Origin of the sequence: uncultured Bacteroides sp. (genome assembly GCF_905207245.1) — a bacterium.
GTDB lineage: Bacteria > Bacteroidota > Bacteroidia > Bacteroidales > Bacteroidaceae > Bacteroides.
The window spans coordinates 52,905-70,148 of the sequence record NZ_CAJLKP010000006.1 but is presented as its reverse complement, the minus strand read 5'-3'; the positions used below and the strand labels follow the sequence as shown (position 1 = coordinate 70,148).

The 17,244-nt window shown below is 46.2% G+C and carries 16 protein-coding genes; all 16 read left to right on the top strand.

Annotated features, from left to right (window positions below; genetic code table 11):
• Positions 1-3 precede the first annotated feature (3 nt).
• Positions 4-2,373, top strand: coding sequence for a glycoside hydrolase family 127 protein (locus QZ135_RS03445; RefSeq protein ID WP_294605955.1), 2,370 nt, complete (start codon positions 4-6; stop codon positions 2,371-2,373).
• A 34-nt stretch (positions 2,374-2,407) separates the two neighbouring features.
• Positions 2,408-3,952, top strand: coding sequence for an alpha-L-arabinofuranosidase C-terminal domain-containing protein (locus QZ135_RS03440; protein WP_294605954.1), 1,545 nt, complete (start codon positions 2,408-2,410; stop codon positions 3,950-3,952).
• A gap of 175 nt (positions 3,953-4,127) precedes the next feature.
• On the top strand, positions 4,128-6,137 hold the full coding sequence (locus QZ135_RS03435; protein WP_294605953.1) for a transketolase: 2,010 nt from the start codon (positions 4,128-4,130) through the stop codon (positions 6,135-6,137).
• 104 nt (positions 6,138-6,241) lie between these two features.
• On the top strand, positions 6,242-6,676 hold the full coding sequence (gene rpiB / locus QZ135_RS03430) for a ribose 5-phosphate isomerase B (RefSeq protein WP_294605952.1): 435 nt from the start codon (positions 6,242-6,244) through the stop codon (positions 6,674-6,676).
• A gap of 142 nt (positions 6,677-6,818) precedes the next feature.
• Positions 6,819-7,400, top strand: a complete 582-nt coding sequence (locus tag QZ135_RS03425) for a zeta toxin family protein (RefSeq protein ID WP_294605951.1) — start codon at positions 6,819-6,821, stop codon at positions 7,398-7,400.
• Positions 7,390-7,587 (top strand): hypothetical protein, encoded by a 198-nt coding sequence (locus QZ135_RS03420; protein WP_294605950.1) that lies wholly within the window; start codon positions 7,390-7,392, stop codon positions 7,585-7,587. The genes QZ135_RS03425 and QZ135_RS03420 overlap by 11 nt, the downstream gene beginning before the upstream one ends.
• 367 nt (positions 7,588-7,954) lie before the next feature.
• Complete coding sequence (locus tag QZ135_RS03415; RefSeq protein ID WP_294605948.1) at positions 7,955-9,358, top strand: glycoside hydrolase family 28 protein; 1,404 nt, start codon at positions 7,955-7,957, stop codon at positions 9,356-9,358.
• Positions 9,359-9,528: 170 nt separating this feature from the next.
• Complete coding sequence (locus tag QZ135_RS03410; RefSeq protein WP_294605947.1) at positions 9,529-9,804, top strand: tetratricopeptide repeat protein; 276 nt, start codon at positions 9,529-9,531, stop codon at positions 9,802-9,804.
• A 21-nt stretch (positions 9,805-9,825) separates the two neighbouring features.
• Entirely contained in the window at positions 9,826-10,053 is a 228-nt protein-coding gene (locus tag QZ135_RS03405; protein ID WP_007663880.1) for a ferredoxin family protein, read from the top strand.
• A 19-nt stretch (positions 10,054-10,072) separates the two neighbouring features.
• Positions 10,073-11,158 carry a 3-methyl-2-oxobutanoate dehydrogenase subunit VorB gene (locus QZ135_RS03400; protein WP_294605944.1) on the top strand — a complete coding sequence of 362 codons (1,086 nt, stop codon included), beginning with the start codon at positions 10,073-10,075 and terminating at the stop codon, positions 11,156-11,158.
• Positions 11,155-11,328 (top strand): hypothetical protein, encoded by a 174-nt coding sequence (locus tag QZ135_RS03395; protein ID WP_007215001.1) that lies wholly within the window; start codon positions 11,155-11,157, stop codon positions 11,326-11,328. Before QZ135_RS03400 ends, QZ135_RS03395 begins: the two co-directional genes overlap by 4 nt.
• A 70-nt stretch (positions 11,329-11,398) precedes the next feature.
• Positions 11,399-12,160, top strand: a complete 762-nt coding sequence (locus QZ135_RS03390; protein ID WP_294605941.1) for a thiamine pyrophosphate-dependent enzyme — start codon at positions 11,399-11,401, stop codon at positions 12,158-12,160.
• Positions 12,161-12,258: 98 nt separating this feature from the next.
• A complete protein-coding gene (locus QZ135_RS03385; RefSeq protein ID WP_294605939.1) occupies positions 12,259-12,801 on the top strand; it encodes a 2-oxoacid:acceptor oxidoreductase family protein in 543 nt (180 codons plus the stop codon).
• 195 nt (positions 12,802-12,996) lie between these two features.
• Entirely contained in the window at positions 12,997-15,195 is a 2,199-nt protein-coding gene (locus QZ135_RS03380) for a putative porin (protein WP_294605938.1), read from the top strand.
• Positions 15,196-15,213: 18 nt separating this feature from the next.
• Positions 15,214-16,044, top strand: coding sequence for a transporter substrate-binding domain-containing protein (locus QZ135_RS03375; RefSeq protein ID WP_294606022.1), 831 nt, complete (start codon positions 15,214-15,216; stop codon positions 16,042-16,044).
• Positions 16,045-16,205: 161 nt separating this feature from the next.
• Entirely contained in the window at positions 16,206-17,240 is a 1,035-nt protein-coding gene (locus tag QZ135_RS03370; RefSeq protein WP_294605937.1) for a DUF4925 domain-containing protein, read from the top strand.
• The last annotated feature ends 4 nt before the right edge of the window (positions 17,241-17,244 follow it).

Here is a 17,244-nt window from a genome sequence, read left to right as displayed (position 1 = left end):
ATTATGAAATCAACCCTCATAACCTCCCTGTTCCTTTTCAGCTTTCTCTTCACCGGGAAAGCTCAAACCCAACAAGAAGTTTCCTATTTCCCTTTGCAAGACGTCAAGCTGTTGGAAAGCCCCTTCCTGCAAGCCCAGCAGACCGACCTGCACTACATCATGGCCATGGAGCCCGACCGCCTGATCGCCCCTTTCCTGCGCGAAGCCGGACTGACGCCCAAAGCGCCAAGTTATACCAACTGGGAAAACACCGGACTGGACGGACACATCGGCGGACATTACATTTCCGCACTCTCCATGATGTATGCCGCTACCGGAGACACAGCCATATACAATAGGCTGAACTATATGCTCGCCGAACTACATCGTGCGCAGCAAGCCGTAGACACCGGATTCATCGGAGGAACTCCCGGAAGCCTGCAACTTTGGAAAGAAATTAAAGCCGGGAATATCCGTGCCGGAGGTTTCGACCTCAACGGCAAATGGGTGCCCCTATACAATATACACAAGACTTATGCCGGACTGCGCGACGCTTACCTCTACGCCGGAAGCGACCTTGCCCGCCAGATGCTAATTGCCCTCACCGACTGGATGATAGACATCACCGCCGGACTCACCGACCGGCAAATGCAAGACATGCTCCGCAGCGAACACGGCGGACTGAACGAAACTTTTGCCGATGTTGCCGAAATCACAGGTGACAAGAAATACCTGGAACTGGCACGCCGCTTCTCCCATAAAGTCATCCTCGACCCTCTCATCAAAGACGAGGACCGCCTGACAGGCATGCATGCCAACACACAGATACCGAAGGTTATCGGCTACAAACGTATCGCCGACCTCGCACAAGATGATAAAGACTGGAATCATGCTTCCGAATGGGATCACGCCGCCCGCTTCTTCTGGAACACCGTGGTAAACCATCGTTCCGTCTGCATCGGCGGCAACAGTGTACGCGAGCACTTTCATCCGGCAGACAACTTCACATCCATGCTCAATGATGTGCAAGGTCCGGAGACCTGCAATACCTACAACATGCTTCGCCTGACGAAGATGCTTTACCAGACTTCTCCCGACATTCGTTTTGCCGATTATTACGAACGTGCTTTATATAACCATATCCTTGCCTCACAACAGCCCGAAAAGGGTGGATTTGTTTACTTCACCCCTATGCGCCCGGGACACTACCGCGTTTATTCGCAGCCGGAAACATCCATGTGGTGTTGCGTCGGTTCCGGTTTGGAGAATCACACCAAATACGGAGAGTTTATTTACGCCCATGCAAAGGATACGCTGTATGTAAACCTCTTCATCCCCTCCCGCCTGACCTGGCAAGAGAAAAAGGTAACACTGGTACAGGAAACCCGTTTCCCCGACGAAGAGCAAATCCGCTTCCGCGTGGAAAAGAGCAAGAAGAAAGCATTCAGCCTCAAACTCCGTTACCCCTCCTGGGCTAAAGGAGCCAGCGTATCCGTCAATGGCAAAGTACAGGAAACGAACGCCCAACCGGGAGAGTACCTGACCATCCACCGCAAATGGAAAGCCGGAGATGAAATCACCCTGAATATGCCCATGCAGGTTGCCTTGGAGCAAATACCGGATCGGGAAAATTTCTATGCATTCATGTATGGCCCTATCGTACTTGCCAGCCCCACAGGGACGGAGAATATGGACGGGCTATATGCAGATGACAGCCGTGGCGGACACATTGCCCATGGCAAACAGATTTCCATGCAAGAAATACCGATGCTGATAGGTTCCGCCGCGTCTCTGCCTCAATCACTCCGCAGGATAAACGACGACCTGGTTGCATTTACCTATACCGGTAGCGTCTATCCGGCACAGAAAGAAGCGCTGAAATTGATTCCCTTCTTCCGTCTTCACGATTCCCGTTATGCCGTTTATTTCCATCAGGTAACCGAAGCTGAAGTAGAAAGTATCCGCAAAGAAGTGGCATTGAGCGAGCGTAAAGCAATGGAACTTGCCAACCAGACTGTAGATCTCATTTTCCCCGGTGAACAACAGCCTGAATCGGATCATGGTATTCTGTACGAACAGGCAGAAACAGGAATCAATAAAGACCGTCACTTCCGGCGTGCCAAAGGTTGGTTCAGCTATAACCTCAAAGTAAAAGAAGAAGCCACCCAGCTTATGATCACTGTACGGAAAGAGGATCATAACAAGGTAGCCATCCTTCTTAACAATGAAAAACTGACTGTTAGTCCAACGATCAGCAAACCTGATAAAGAGGGTTTTATAACGCTCTGTTATTCTTTACCCCAAAAGTTAAGTGCAGGCAGCTATCCGATACGCTTCAGCCCCGACGGAACAGAGTGGACACCTGCCATTTATGAGGTTCGCTTACTCAAATAATAACATTACAAACATCATATAACTAATAACCATTATGAGAAACAAATTATTATTCAGCAGCGTACTTTTAGCTGCATCCGTATCGCTGTCCGCACAAAAGAGTGCAACGATCACGCTTCATGCCGACCAAGGCACACAAGTTATTCCCAAAGAAATCTACGGCCAGTTTGCCGAACACCTCGGTACTTGCATCTATGGTGGACTTTGGGTAGGAGAAAATTCGGATATCCCCAATATCAAAGGTTATCGTACCGATGTATTCAATGCACTGAAAGAACTTCAGGTTCCCGTACTTCGTTGGCCGGGTGGCTGTTTTGCCGATGAATATCACTGGATGGATGGTATCGGCCCGAAAGAGAACCGCCCCAAAATGGTAAACAATAACTGGGGAGGTACAATTGAAGACAACAGTTTCGGTACACATGAGTTCCTCAACCTCTGCGAAATGCTGGGTACTGAACCTTATATCAGTGGAAACGTGGGTAGTGGTACTGTAGAAGAACTGGCAAAATGGGTAGAATACATGACTTCCGAAGGCGACTCTCCGATGGCAAGACTTCGTCGCCAGAACGGTCGTGACAAAGCATGGAAAGTGAAATACCTCGGTGTAGGTAACGAAAGCTGGGGCTGCGGCGGAAGCATGCGTCCTGAATATTATGCTGATTTATATCGCCGCTACTCCACTTACTGCCGCAACTACGACGGTAACCATCTGTTTAAGATTGCCAGTGGTGCCAGCGATTACGATTATAACTGGACTAAAGTCCTGATGGACCGTGTAGGCGGACGTATGAACGGACTCTCTCTCCATTATTACACCGTAACCGGCTGGAGCGGAAGTAAGGGAGCAGCCACTAAGTTCGACAAAGACGATTATTACTGGACAATGGGCAAGTGCCGTGAGATAGAAGACGTTATCAAAAAGCACTGCGCCATCATGGACGAATATGACCCTAAAAAGCACGTAGCCCTTATGCTCGACGAGTGGGGTACCTGGTGGGACGAAGAACCCGGCACCATCCCAGGACACCTTTACCAGCAAAATACATTGCGTGACGCTTTCGTCGCATCTCTTAGCTTCGACATCTTCCACAAATACACCGACCGTCTGAAAATGGCGAATATTGCCCAGATAGTAAATGTATTGCAGTCCATGATCCTGACAAAAGGCAAAGACATGGTGCTGACTCCCACTTATTATGTATTCAAGATGTACAATGTACACCAGGATGCCACTTACCTCCCACTCGAACTGAACTGCGAGATCATGGATGTGCGCGACAATCGTAAAGTACCTATGGTAAGTGCTACAGCCTCTAAAGACAAGGACGACAAAATTCACATCTCAATGTCTAATATCGATGCCGACAATGCACAGGAAGTTACTATCAACCTGCCGGATGTGAAGGCTAAGAAAGCCGTTGGTGAAATCTTAACTTCTGCCAACCTGACGGATTACAACTCTTTTGAGAACCCTAATAATATAAAATTAGCTCCGTTCAAAGAGGTAAAAATCAATAAAGGCGTATTGAAGATAAAACTACCAGCCAAGTCTATTGTTACTATAGAGTTACAATAAATCAGTCGAAAAGGCTTATTGTATTTTAAACAAGAAGCTAGCGGAAGTACAGCAAAAAAAGAGGCTCTTTCTATGTTGCGAATTACGCATAAAGAGTTATCTTTGTCGCTGTTAAAATTAACAAGTGACACTTCAACCAGCTTTATTATAGTATTCAAATCAAATAAATATCAATATGAACGACAACAAACTTATGAACCGTGCAGCGGATAATATCCGTATCCTCGCTGCTTCTATGGTTGAGAAAGCTAATTCCGGTCATCCGGGCGGTGCCATGGGCGGTGCCGATTTTGTGAACGTACTCTTCTCTGAGTTTCTGGTGTATGATCCCGAAAATCCTGCATGGGAAGGTCGTGACCGCTTCTTCCTGGACCCGGGTCACATGTCACCGATGCTCTACTCTCAGTTGGCATTGGCAGGCAAATTCACACTGGATGAATTGAAGGAGTTTCGCCAATGGGACAGTCCTACCCCGGGACACCCTGAACGCGACATCATGCGTGGTATTGAAAACACTTCCGGCCCGCTCGGCCAAGGTCATACTTTCGCAGTGGGTGCAGCTATCGCAGCTAAATTCATGAAAGCCCGTTTCGAAGAAGTGATGCAACAAACCATCTACGCTTATATTTCGGACGGTGGTGTACAGGAAGAAATTTCTCAGGGTGCAGGCCGTATCGCAGGTGCACTGGGACTGGATAACCTCATCATGTTCTATGATGCCAATGACATCCAGCTTTCTACTGAAACCAAAGACGTAACCATCGAAGATACTGCCAAGAAATACGAAGCTTGGGGCTGGAAGGTGATCAAGATCAACGGTAATGATCCCGACGCTATCCGTGGCGCTTTGAACGAAGCGAAAGCAGAAAACGAACGTCCGACCCTGATTATCGGTCATACCGTAATGGGTAAGGGTGCACGTAAGGCAGATGGTAGCAGCTACGAAGCTAACTGTGCGACTCACGGTGCTCCTTTGGGTGGTGATGCTTATGTAAATACCATCAAGAACCTGGGTGGTGATCCGACGAATCCATTCGTAATCTTCCCCGAAGTGAAGGAACTGTACGCAAAACGTGCCGCTGAACTGAAGGAAATTATGGCTAAGAAATATGCAGCTAAATCAGAATGGGCAAAGGCTAATCCTGAAAAGGCTGCCAAACTCGACCTGTTCTTCTCTGGTAAAGCTCCTGAAGTAAACTGGGCAGCTATCGAGCAAAAAGCAGGTGCTGCCACACGTGCTGCATCAGCTACCGTATTGGGCGCTCTTGCTACTCAGGTAGAAAACATGATCGTTGCTTCCGCCGACCTTTCAAACTCTGATAAGACAGACGGCTTCCTGAAAAAGACGCATGCTTTCAAGAAAGGTGATTTCAGCGGTGCATTCTTCCAGGCTGGTGTTGCCGAACTGACTATGGCTTGCTGCTGTATCGGTATGGCACTGCATGGTGGTGTAATCCCTGCTTGCGGAACATTCTTCGTATTCTCTGACTATATGAAACCTGCCGTACGTATGGCTGCACTGATGGAAGTTCCCGTGAAGTTCATTTGGACACACGATGCATTCCGTGTAGGCGAAGATGGTCCTACTCATGAACCGGTAGAACAGGAAGCTCAGATCCGTCTGATGGAAAAACTGAAAAACCACAAAGGACACAACTCTATGTTGGTTCTTCGTCCGGCAGATGCAGAAGAAACAACTATAGCATGGAAGTTGGCAATGGAAAATACAACTACTCCAACAGGTTTGATTTTCTCCCGTCAGAATATTGCTAACTTGCCCGCAGGAAATGACTACGAACAGGCAGCCAAGGGTGCTTATATCGTGGCAGGTTCCGATGAAAATCCGAATGTGGTGCTCGTTGCTTCCGGTTCGGAAGTATCCACACTGGTGGCAGGTACGGAATTGTTGCGCAAAGATGGTGTAAAGGTACGCATCGTATCTGCTCCGTCCGAAGGTTTGTTCCGCAGCCAGGCTCCGGGTTATCAAGAAAGCATTATCCCTGTGGGTGCAAAAGTATTCGGTTTAACGGCTGGTCTGCCTGTCAACCTGCAAGGCTTGGTAGGTGTCAACGGTAAGATTTGGGGATTGGAATCTTTCGGTTTCTCTGCTCCTTACACTGTGCTGGACGAAAAACTCGGCTTTACGGCTGACAATGTTTACAAGCAAGTAAAGGCAATGTTATAAGAATTATTCAATGTGCTGATGTGCTAATATGCTAATTGGCTGCGCTATATACGCTGCATAGCCATTGGCACATTGGCACATCGCCATATTATCACATTAAGGACATGAAAACAATTGGAATTTGCTCCGACCACGCCGGATTTGAATTGAAAGAATACGTTCGCGGTTGGCTGGAAGTTAAAGGTTGGGAGTACAAAGATTTCGGAACATACTCTACTGAAAGTTGCGATTATGCAGACTTCGCCCATCCTTTGGCACTCGCTGTTGAAGCCGGAGAATGTTATCCGGGAATCGCTATCTGCGGAAGCGGTGAAGGTATCAGTATGACGCTGAACAAGCACCAAGGCATCCGCGCTGCATTGTGTTGGACAGCAGAGATTGCCCATCTGGCACGTCAACATAATGATGCCAATGTGCTCGTGATGCCGGGACGCTTTATCAGCACGGAAGAAGCTGACATGATTATGAGGGAATTCTTCAGCACACAGTTTGAAGGAGGACGCCACCAGAGGCGGATTGAGAAGATGCCGGTAAAATAAAAAGAAATGTATCGGTCTGCATATGCCAAAGGAAATGCCTTTTGGAGATGCAGACCGATTTGCTTTTTTATTTTATAACTACCAATCGTTTATAATTCAACATTTTTGTAGTAAGTTTGCAGCAGAATGCAATAAGAAGAGTATGGACAGCAATAAGCAGCTATATATTATCAGTGGTTGTAATGGAGCCGGGAAGACGACTGCATCGTACACAGTATTGCCCGAAGTGCTGCAATGCAAGGAGTTTGTCAATGCTGATGAGATAGCACGAGGTCTTTCTCCTTTCAACCCCGGAAATGTAGCGATTGAAGCCGGACGGCTAATGCTGCAACGCATCAATGAATTGCTGAAGAATCAAGAAAACTTCTCTATTGAAACCACCCTCGCCACACGTTCCTATACCCGTCTTGTCAGTCAGGCCCAAAAGCAGGGCTACAAGGTCAGCCTGATTTACTTCTGGTTGAATTCACCGGAACTAGCCATCGAACGTGTCGCACAACGTGTCAGCAAGGGCGGACACGACATCCCCAAAGAAACTGTCCTGCGCCGCTACCAGGCAGGACTCAACAATCTGTTTGATATTTATATGCCCTATGTGGATTATTGGCTGCTGGCCGATAATAGCTATACCCCACGCGTTATTGTCGCAGAAGGTGGACGTAACATAGTAACTGAGGTACATGATGTGAAACTCTTTAACACCATACAGAATTATGTCAGATGACGAGAGAAAAGAATTGAGCCGCAAACTGCACTACGGATTGGCGCTTGCCGAACGAAGAATGCTCGAAGAAAAAGCTTTGCGCAACGAGGACGTGATTCAAGGCACGCCCGACGGAGAAATCAAAGCCGTACCGGCCCGGCGATTACTACGGAAAATTTATAAAGAAACGAAAACTTCGGACAAGTAATCAAAGCCACTTAAGACACTAAGACACAATCGGTCCGCATCTCAGAGAATAATTTGTCTGAGATGCGGACCGATTCGTTTATATTCAAAATGATAGTATATCTACCTTATTAACGTGAGTTCGATATCCATCTATTTTTCATTCCTTACTATATCTAATTTTACAGCGCATAAATTTATAGATTTACCGGCTATGAAGCAACTAATTATTCCTTTTTCCCGTCTTATGATACGTAAACTCACCTCTTGTTTGTACTTCCGTCAAATATTACACATTTTCTATCAAAAACTCACCTGTTGCAATGGGGTTCTCCGCTTATCTTTGCCATCAACATCTAATAACCATTTAACAGAAAAACAGGAAACACATGAAAAAAGTATTCGGAATTCTTTCCCTGCTTCTCTCGGCCTCATTGGCAATCGCCAACCCGATAGACTTCGATAAAGCCTTCAAGGAGAGTGCAAAGATTGAAAAGCAAATCAAGAAAACATCTTTCCCCAAGCAAACGTATCTCATCACGGACTTCGGCGCCAAACCGGATACTCCCGATGCACCTTGTCATGAGGCAATCAACCAAGCCATAGTAACCTGTTGCCTGAATGGAGGCGGCACGGTTATAGTTCCCAAGGGCACATTCTATACAGGTCCCATCACGCTGAAAAGTAACGTCAACTTTCATGTAGAAGAAGGAGCCATATTGAAATTTTCAACCGACCAGAGCCTCTACTTTCCCGGAGTTATCACCCGTTGGGAAGGGATAGACTGCTATAATGCCCACCCGCTGATTTATGCTTATGGTGAAACAAATATCGCCATCACCGGTAAAGGTACCATTGACGGGCAAGGTTCCAATGATACTTGGTGGCCTATGTGCGGTGCTCCCCGCTATGGCTGGAAAGAAGGCATGGTGGCACAGCGCAACGGCGGACGCGAACGCCTGTTGATGTACGGCGAAACTTCCACCCCCATTTATAAGCGCATAATGACGCCTGAAGACGGGTTGCGTCCGCAACTCATCAACCTGTACTCATGTAATACAGTGCTGATAGAAGATGTAACTTTATTGAATTCTCCTTTTTGGGTTATTCACCCACTATTCTGCGAAAGTCTCACCGTGCGTGGCGTATACGTTTATAACCGTGGTCCAAACGGTGACGGCTGCGACCCCGAATCTTGTAAAAACGTATTAATAGAGAATTGTACTTTCGATACCGGCGACGACTGTATTGCCATCAAATCCGGTCGTAACCAAGACGGACGCAAGTGGGACATTCCCAGTGAAAACATCATTGTACGCGGCTGCTATATGAAGAAAGGACACGGTGGCGTAGTCATCGGCAGCGAAATCTCCGGTGGATACCGTAACCTGTATGTAGAAAACTGTAAGATGGATAGTCCCGACCTTGACCGAGTCATCCGCATCAAGACTAGTACCTGTCGCGGCGGACTGATTGAAAACGTATTCGTGCGCAATGTCACCGTAGGCCAGTGCCGCGAAGCAGTGCTGCGTATCAACCTGCAATATGAGAACCGCGAGAACTGCAACCGTGGCTTCACTCCTACCGTCCGCAACGTGCACCTAAAAAATGTGACTTGCGAAAAAAGCAAGTTCGGTGTTCTCATTATCGGCCTCGACAACAATGACCATGTATACAATATCAGCATTGAAGATTCCCATTTTAATAATGTTGCCAAAGATGGAAATGACATAAAAGGTGCAAAAGACGTTACGTTCAAAAACCTCTATATAAACGGCAATCTTGTAAAGTAGACAATTCACATTTATCATAGTTAAAGCCCGAAGTTGTGACATTCTGATAGAATTTCATTCAACTTCGGGCTTTTTATTTCCTCATTTTTCTTATTTTTCACAGAATACTTGCTTATTGTCTCTAAATAAAAACTATCTTTGTATTCCAATAATCCGGAATTCAATACGATATGGAGCAACTGAATACAATCAAAGAGCTTATCAATCAGGGAAATGTAGTCGAAGCTATCCAACTGCTTGACGAATATCTGGCCACCGGTTCCACTAACCGGGACGAGGCTTTCTATCTCCGGGGAAATGCCTATCGCAAACAAGGAAATTGGCAGCAAGCTTTGAATAATTATCAATATGCCATCGACCTCAATCCGGACAGCCCCGCCCGTGAAGCCCACCGTATGGTAATGGATATCCTGAATTTCTTCAATAAGGATATGTACAATCAATAACATATAAAAGTAACGTGAATTATGGCAAAGATTAAAGGAGCAATCGTAGTGGACACCGAACGGTGCAAAGGCTGCAACCTATGCGTGGTAGCCTGTCCTCTGCATGTAATAGCCCTCACCAAAGAGGTGAACGTAAAAGGGTATAACTATGCCCACCAAATACTGGAAGATACCTGCAACGGCTGTGCGTCGTGCGCCCAGGTTTGCCCGGACGGATGTATCTCTGTTTATAAAGTAAAAGTTGAATAAATCTGTAAATCAGTAGAATATGGCAGAAGAAGTTGTATTAATGAAAGGAAACGAAGCCATCGCCCACGCAGCCATCCGTTGCGGAGCGGACGGATACTTCGGCTATCCTATTACTCCGCAATCGGAAGTATTGGAAACTCTTGCCGAACTGAAACCCTGGGAACCTACCGGTATGGTGGTGCTGCAGGCAGAAAGTGAAGTGGCAGCTATTAATATGGTGTACGGCGGTGCCGGAAGTGGAAAAATGGTGTTGACGTCATCTTCCAGTCCCGGTGTCAGCTTGAAGCAAGAAGGTATCTCTTATCTGGCAGGTGCCGAATTGCCCTGTCTGGTTGTAAACGTGATGCGTGGCGGCCCCGGATTGGGAACCATTCAACCGAGCCAAGCAGACTATTTCCAGACCGTAAAAGGTGGAGGACACGGTGACTACCGCCTGATTACATTCGCCCCCGCTTCCGTACAGGAAATGGCGGATTTCGTAGGACTGGCTTTTGACCTTGCCTTCAAATATCGCAACCCGGCTATCATCCTTGCCGACGGTGTTATCGGACAGATGATGGAAAAGGTGGTATTGCCCCCGCAAAAGCCGCGCCGCACCGATGCAGAAGTTATTGAACAATGCCCGTGGGCTACTACCGGGAAGGCTAACGGACGCAAACCCAATATCATCACTTCTCTGGAACTGAAACCGGAAGAAATGGAAAAGAACAACATTCGCTTCCAGGCCAAGTACAAACTGATAGAAGAAAACGAAGTACGCTTCGAAGAAATCAATTGTGAAGATGCCGATTATCTGATTATCGCATTCGGTTCTATGGCCCGCATCGGACAAAAAGCAATGGAAATTGCACGCGAAGAAGGCATTAAAGTCGGTATATTACGCCCCATTACTCTTTGGCCATTCCCCACAAAAGCCATCGCATCTTATGCCGAGAAGGTAAAAGGTATGTTGGTCACCGAGTTGAATGCCGGACAGATGGTTGAAGATGTACGCCTCGCTGTGAATGGTAAAGTACAAGTAGAGCATTTCGGACGCCTCGGCGGAATCGTACCCGATCCGGAAGAAATTGTAAGTGCGTTGAAAGAAAAAATAATAAAGAAATGAACCCTGATAAAATAAGAAGTGTATTGAATATACTCTTCATGATACTCGCTTTAGCAGCTATCATCGTATATTTCGTTGCAAAAGATGATTTCAAACTATTCATCTATGTTTGTGGCGCAGCAATATTCGTCAAGCTGATGGAGTTTTTTATACGGTTCACCAACAGGTGACAAGGGAACAAGTTAACAAGATACAAGGGCCTCGTAAACTGAAGCCTTGTCAACTTAAAAAACAAAAGTTATGACAAAAGAAGATATTATCAAGCCTGAGAATCTGGTTTATAAGAAACCGACTCTGATGAACGATAATCCCATGCACTACTGTCCGGGATGTAGCCACGGTGTGGTACACAAGCTGATAGCTGAAGTAATCGAAGAAATGGGCATGGAAGACAAAACAGTAGGTATCTCCCCGGTGGGATGTGCCGTGTTCATCTACAACTATCTGGACATTGACTGGCAGGAAGCTGCACACGGACGTGCGCCCGCACTTGCCACCGCTATCAAGCGCCTCTGGCCGGACCGCCTGGTATTTACCTATCAGGGCGACGGTGACCTGGCATGTATCGGTACTGCCGAGACTATCCATGCATTGAACCGCGGTGAGAACATCACCATTATCTTCATCAACAACGCCATTTATGGTATGACGGGTGGCCAGATGGCTCCTACCACACTGGTCGGCATGAAGACTTCTACCAGCCCTTACGGACGTGACGTACATCTGCACGGTTATCCGTTGAAGATGGCTGACATTGCTGCACAACTGGAAGGAACAGCTTACGTAACCCGTCAGAGTGTACAGACTGTCGGTGCTATCCGCAAGGCAAAGAAGGCTATCCGCAAGGCATTTGAGAACTCTATGGCAGGCAAAGGTTCTAATCTGGTAGAGATAGTCTCTACTTGTAACTCCGGCTGGAAGCAGACTCCTGCACAATCCAACAAATGGATGGAAGAACACATGTTCCCGTTCTATCCGCTGGGTGACTTGAAAGACAGATAAAATCAGTTAACAAGGAAACGAGGGAACAAGTTAACAAGAAGGAGATACTTCCTCGTCAACTTGTCAACTGTAACTTCGTTAACTAAAAGAAAAGAACAATGAAAGAAGAAATCATTATAGCAGGCTTCGGTGGACAAGGCGTATTGTCTATGGGAAAGATTTTGGCATATTCGGGACTGATGGAAGGCAAAGAGGTGAGTTGGATGCCCGCTTACGGACCGGAACAACGCGGTGGTACGGCCAACGTAACGGTTATTGTAAGCGATGAGAAAATTTCCTCTCCTATCCTGAGCAAGTACGATGCCGCCATCATCCTGAACCAACCTTCTTTGGAGAAATTCGAGAATAAGGTTAAGTCAGGCGGTATCCTGATTTACGACGGATACGGCATCATCAATCCTCCTACCCGCAAGGATATCAAAGTATATCGTATCGACGCAATGGATGCAGCCAATGAAATGAACAACGCAAAAGCATTCAACATGATTGTATTGGGTGGATTGCTGAAACTAAAACCAATGGTTACACTGGACAGTGTACTCAGAGGCTTGAAGAAAACATTGCCCGAACGCCATCATCACTTGATACCGATGAATGAAGAAGCAATTAAAAAAGGAATGGAACTGATTAAAGAGGTATAATTCCATAAGCTCTTACAATAAAAAAATTAGCCCTTGCAATAAATTCTTTTTGCAAGGGCTATTTTTTTATGGATGTCAAAAGTCATTTTATACATTCCGGGAAGAGAGAAATTGATATAGTACGTTTGTAAAAATAGGCAAAAAAGGCTGAATTCCGCAAGCGAATAATATTTTATTGTATCTTTGCGCCTAATTATGAGACGCATTCTACTAACATACATACTTCTATCCGTATTGGGATTGCTGACAGTGCAGGCGCAGCGTACCCTCAATACACTGGACAACCGTGACCGTTATGGAAATCAGATTGACCCATCAACACAACCGGACAGCCTGGACACCAGCACTGACGTGCAAAGCATTCCGCCCAAACTCTATATGTGGAAAATAAGTGAGACTCTGGGCAACCGGACAATCGTACCCGCCGATACCGCCAACCTGAATTTCCAGAATACAAATATGGTAGATGGAATGACAGGGCAGTATAATTTCCTGGGTAATCTTGGTTCTCCCCGCCTCTCGCGCATCTTCTTTGACCGTGAGGATGATGAACCGACCATCTTTTTGGCACCATTTTCCAGTTTTTATTTCCGTCCCGACCAGATGTTTTTCACCAATAGCAACGTTCCTTTTACAAATCTGACTTACTATAAAGCAGGTAACAAGATAAATGGTGAAGAACGGTTCAAGTCCTATTTCTCCGTCAATGTAAACAAACGTTTGGCTTTCGGTTTCAATGTCGATTACCTGTACGGACGTGGATATTACGCCAACCAGTCCACCTCATATTTCAATGCCGGTATATTCGGAAGCTATATAGGCGAACGTTATCAGTTACAAGCCGTATACAACAACTTCTTCATGAAGATGAACGAGAACGGCGGTATAACAAATGACGGATATATCACCCGCCCCGACACCATGGCAGAAGGTAAGAAAGAGTATGAATCCACTACCATTCCGGTAAACCTGGAGCAAACCTCAAACCGCAACAAAGACTTTTATGTTTACCTTACACAGCGCTACCGATTGGGGGTCACGCGAAGAGTGTTGAAAGAAGAAGCAGCCAAGAATGGCATTCAACAAAGTTTTGCCTCCTCAAATACTGCTGCACAAATAAAACCATCAGTAGAGACAGATAGCCTGAACACAATCGGGTTGTCAGCAGACAGTCTCTCGACAGATAGCCTTATGCAGGCAAATAATCTCCGCTTGGACAGCCTCAATAACAGCAGTTCTCTTCCGGAAGATACGAACTTTATTGAAGAATTCGTTCCCGTCACGAGCTTTATCCATACTATCAAAGTGGAACGGTCACGCCACCATTTCCGTTCGGTAGAAGCGGCCAACGAAAATGCTAACTATAATAAATTTGGTGTCAGTCGTGACTCCACTACAGCATTCAGCGTGAAGAACGTCTTCGGCATAGCCTTGCTGGAAGGATTCAATAAATATGCAAAGGCCGGACTGACCGCCTATATTTCGCATAAATACAGTCGTTATGACTTAATGAACAAAGATTCCATAACGGTGGACCGCTTCACTGAACAGGAAATCTTCGTCGGTGGTGAACTTGCCAAGCGACAAGGCAAAACCCTGCACTATTCCGTAGACGGCGAAGTAGGTATCATGGACAAAGCATTGGGACAATTCCGTGTCAATGGAAACATGGATTTGAATTTCCGCCTTTGGAAAGATACGGTCAATTTTATTGTGCGAGGTTTTGTGAAAAACACATTACCTTCTTTCTACATGCGCCATTACCATTCCAACCTGTATATTTGGGATAATGACAATATGGAAAAAGAATTCCGCACCCGTGTAGAAGGTGAACTTAACATCGGTCGGTGGGGTACCAATCTTCGCGCCGGTGTAGAAAATATAAAGAACTACACTTACTTCAACCAAAGCGCCATGCCTACACAGCATAGCGGCAACATACAAGTCCTTTCCGCCACACTGAAACAAAATTTCCGCGCCGGTATTTTCCACTTGGACAATGAAGTAGTCTGGCAGAAGTCGAGCAATGAAACAGTGCTTCCTCTGCCACAAATTTCACTATACTCCAATCTCTACATCCTGACCACGATGGCAAAGAAGGTACTTACCGTGCAATTGGGCGCCGATGTACGCTATTTTACCAAATACCATGCACCGGCTTATACACCTGCCATCCAGCAGTTCCATCTGCAACCGGACAATGACCAGGTGGAAATCGGTGGTTATCCGATAGTCAACATTTATGCTAACATACACCTGAAACGTACACGTCTCTTTGCCATGTACTCCCATGCAAACCAAGGAATGGGTACACGTAATTCTTTCCTCGTACCACATTACCCCATCAATCCGAGCTTGCTCAGACTGGGTGTTTCATGGAATTTCTACGACTAATCCCTTTTGCGTATGAAAATATCGAAAGCTAAGATTCTGAAATACGTTGCGATAGGCATTACGGCTGCCTGCATTGCTACCTTCTTCCAGAAAAACGAGAAGCCGCAGGGACATCCGCGCGACTATGCAGAAATAGCTACCGAGGGAATCATCCGTGCCGCTACGGAATATAATTCCATCAGTTTCTATGTAGACGGCGATACATTGTCGGGCTTTCACTACGAGTTAATAGAAGCCTTCGCCCGCGACCATGGCTGGAAAGCTGCCATTACTCCCGAAATGAGTTTTGACAAACGACTGAAAGGACTGGCAGAGGGCAAGTTTGATGTGATAGCTTATGGCATCCTGGCTACCAGCGAATTGAAAGACTCTTTGCTACTCACTACTCCTATTGTACTGAACAAGCAGGTACTTGTACAGCGTAAAGCCACTTCACCTACCGATTCCTTATTCGTCAAAAGCCAGTTGGACCTGGCCGGCAAAACCTTGCATGTAGTAAAAGGATCACCGTCCATCCTTCGTATCCATAACCTGGGAAATGAGATAGGCGACACCATCTATATAAAAGAAATAGATAAATACGGTTCGGAACAATTAATATCCCTCGTAGCCCACGGAGATATTGACTATGCTGTATGCGATGAAAGCATTGCACGTGCCGTGGTAGATAGCCTGCCTCAAATAGATATCAACACAGATATCAGTTTTACACAATTTTATTCATGGGCCGTCAGCAAACAATCCCCTGTTCTACTGGACAGCCTTAATACCTGGCTTCAGACTTTCCGCACCAGTAACGAGTTCAAACTCATCCACCGTAAATATTACCCTTCTTCTGGCAAAAAATAATCTCTTTTTCAGTCAGGGAAAGCCCATCACCGAAATTTAGAACATCTATTCTGAAAGGAGGAACGCAATTTCAGGCATCATAATTTGCCAGAGTCCCTTATTGTTTAGAACTTTGCAACGGATATTTATAAGAGACTATTCATTTAAAGTACTAAACGAAGATGAAAAAGAGACCTTTATTCTATTTATTCTGTATGGTTGCTTCCATTGGAGGAATATTTCTCACCTCCTGCAACGATGATGATTATGCGGGTGCAGCACCCGACGAAATCACTGCCCATTACAGCAACAAACTATCAGACGGCACACGTTCCAACTTCGCCTTAACTTACAGTGGACATGAACTGATAGGAAAGAGTGTAAACCTCGAAACCAATGATTCACGGACAGCCCAACTCTCTTTACAATGTATATTGCCCCACGAGGCGGAAACCCGACTGACAGATATCCCCCTGTCTCCTGACGGACAAGGCGGATATACATTTTCGGGAAATGCCACGGGCAGCCAGACCGGGACCACCTTCAGTTACAGCGGAACCGTACAAAAAGGCAAGCTGGCACTTGATATAGAAAACCCTCAAATACCAACTAACCCTTTGGTACAAGCCCAAAAACTGAACTTTGTGAAAGCCGGAGTTGTGTTGCGCATCTCCATAGGTGGCATGGATATAGGAGAACTAATCGAGGCTAAGATTGACGAATTCCTGAAAACTGTTCTCAGAAACGTCAGCTTCCATGCCGATGGCAATATTACCGCCTCCTATTCCGGAATGCAGGGAAGCGACTGGAAAAGCTCTCCCGCCAATCTGGCATCTTTCTATATGACGGACGGAAATACCCTGTACGTCACCCCAAACGTGGATATGATAATCCGCCAGATACGACTTAACCAGGCGGTGACACGTGCAAGTGACAACCTGATTACCGTACTCCCAAAAGTATATGCTTTACTGAATCAATGGTCTACCACAGGACTGAAATTCGCATACACGGAGAACTATGCGATCACGCTCAACAAGGCAGAACTGGACCCCATCTTTGCATTACTGAAAGTACTGCCGGATGCCATCAGAGACATCAGTATCGGAGAAATCCCCGTACTGGGAGAAACTACGATAGGCACATTGGCCGATCTGTCAGCCTTAATCAGCGACCTCAGCCTGACACTCTATTTTAGTGTAGAAAATGCAGGATAATTTA

Bases quoted from the DNA above. Each gene is read 5' to 3' on its own strand.
- QZ135_RS03445 (WP_294605955.1), top strand. From the start codon at position 4: ATGAAATCAACCCTCATAACCTCCCTGTTCCTTTTCAGCTTTCTCTTC.
- QZ135_RS03440 (WP_294605954.1), top strand. From the start codon at position 2,408: ATGAGAAACAAATTATTATTCAGCAGCGTACTTTTAGCTGCATCCGTA.
- QZ135_RS03435 (WP_294605953.1), top strand. From the start codon at position 4,128: ATGAACGACAACAAACTTATGAACCGTGCAGCGGATAATATCCGTATC.
- rpiB (WP_294605952.1), top strand. From the start codon at position 6,242: ATGAAAACAATTGGAATTTGCTCCGACCACGCCGGATTTGAATTGAAA.
- QZ135_RS03425 (WP_294605951.1), top strand. From the start codon at position 6,819: ATGGACAGCAATAAGCAGCTATATATTATCAGTGGTTGTAATGGAGCC.
- QZ135_RS03420 (WP_294605950.1), top strand. From the start codon at position 7,390: ATGTCAGATGACGAGAGAAAAGAATTGAGCCGCAAACTGCACTACGGA.
- QZ135_RS03415 (WP_294605948.1), top strand. From the start codon at position 7,955: ATGAAAAAAGTATTCGGAATTCTTTCCCTGCTTCTCTCGGCCTCATTG.
- QZ135_RS03410 (WP_294605947.1), top strand. From the start codon at position 9,529: ATGGAGCAACTGAATACAATCAAAGAGCTTATCAATCAGGGAAATGTA.
- QZ135_RS03405 (WP_007663880.1), top strand. From the start codon at position 9,826: ATGGCAAAGATTAAAGGAGCAATCGTAGTGGACACCGAACGGTGCAAA.
- QZ135_RS03400 (WP_294605944.1), top strand. From the start codon at position 10,073: ATGGCAGAAGAAGTTGTATTAATGAAAGGAAACGAAGCCATCGCCCAC.
- QZ135_RS03395 (WP_007215001.1), top strand. From the start codon at position 11,155: ATGAACCCTGATAAAATAAGAAGTGTATTGAATATACTCTTCATGATA.
- QZ135_RS03390 (WP_294605941.1), top strand. From the start codon at position 11,399: ATGACAAAAGAAGATATTATCAAGCCTGAGAATCTGGTTTATAAGAAA.
- QZ135_RS03385 (WP_294605939.1), top strand. From the start codon at position 12,259: ATGAAAGAAGAAATCATTATAGCAGGCTTCGGTGGACAAGGCGTATTG.
- QZ135_RS03380 (WP_294605938.1), top strand. From the start codon at position 12,997: ATGAGACGCATTCTACTAACATACATACTTCTATCCGTATTGGGATTG.
- QZ135_RS03370 (WP_294605937.1), top strand. From the start codon at position 16,206: ATGAAAAAGAGACCTTTATTCTATTTATTCTGTATGGTTGCTTCCATT.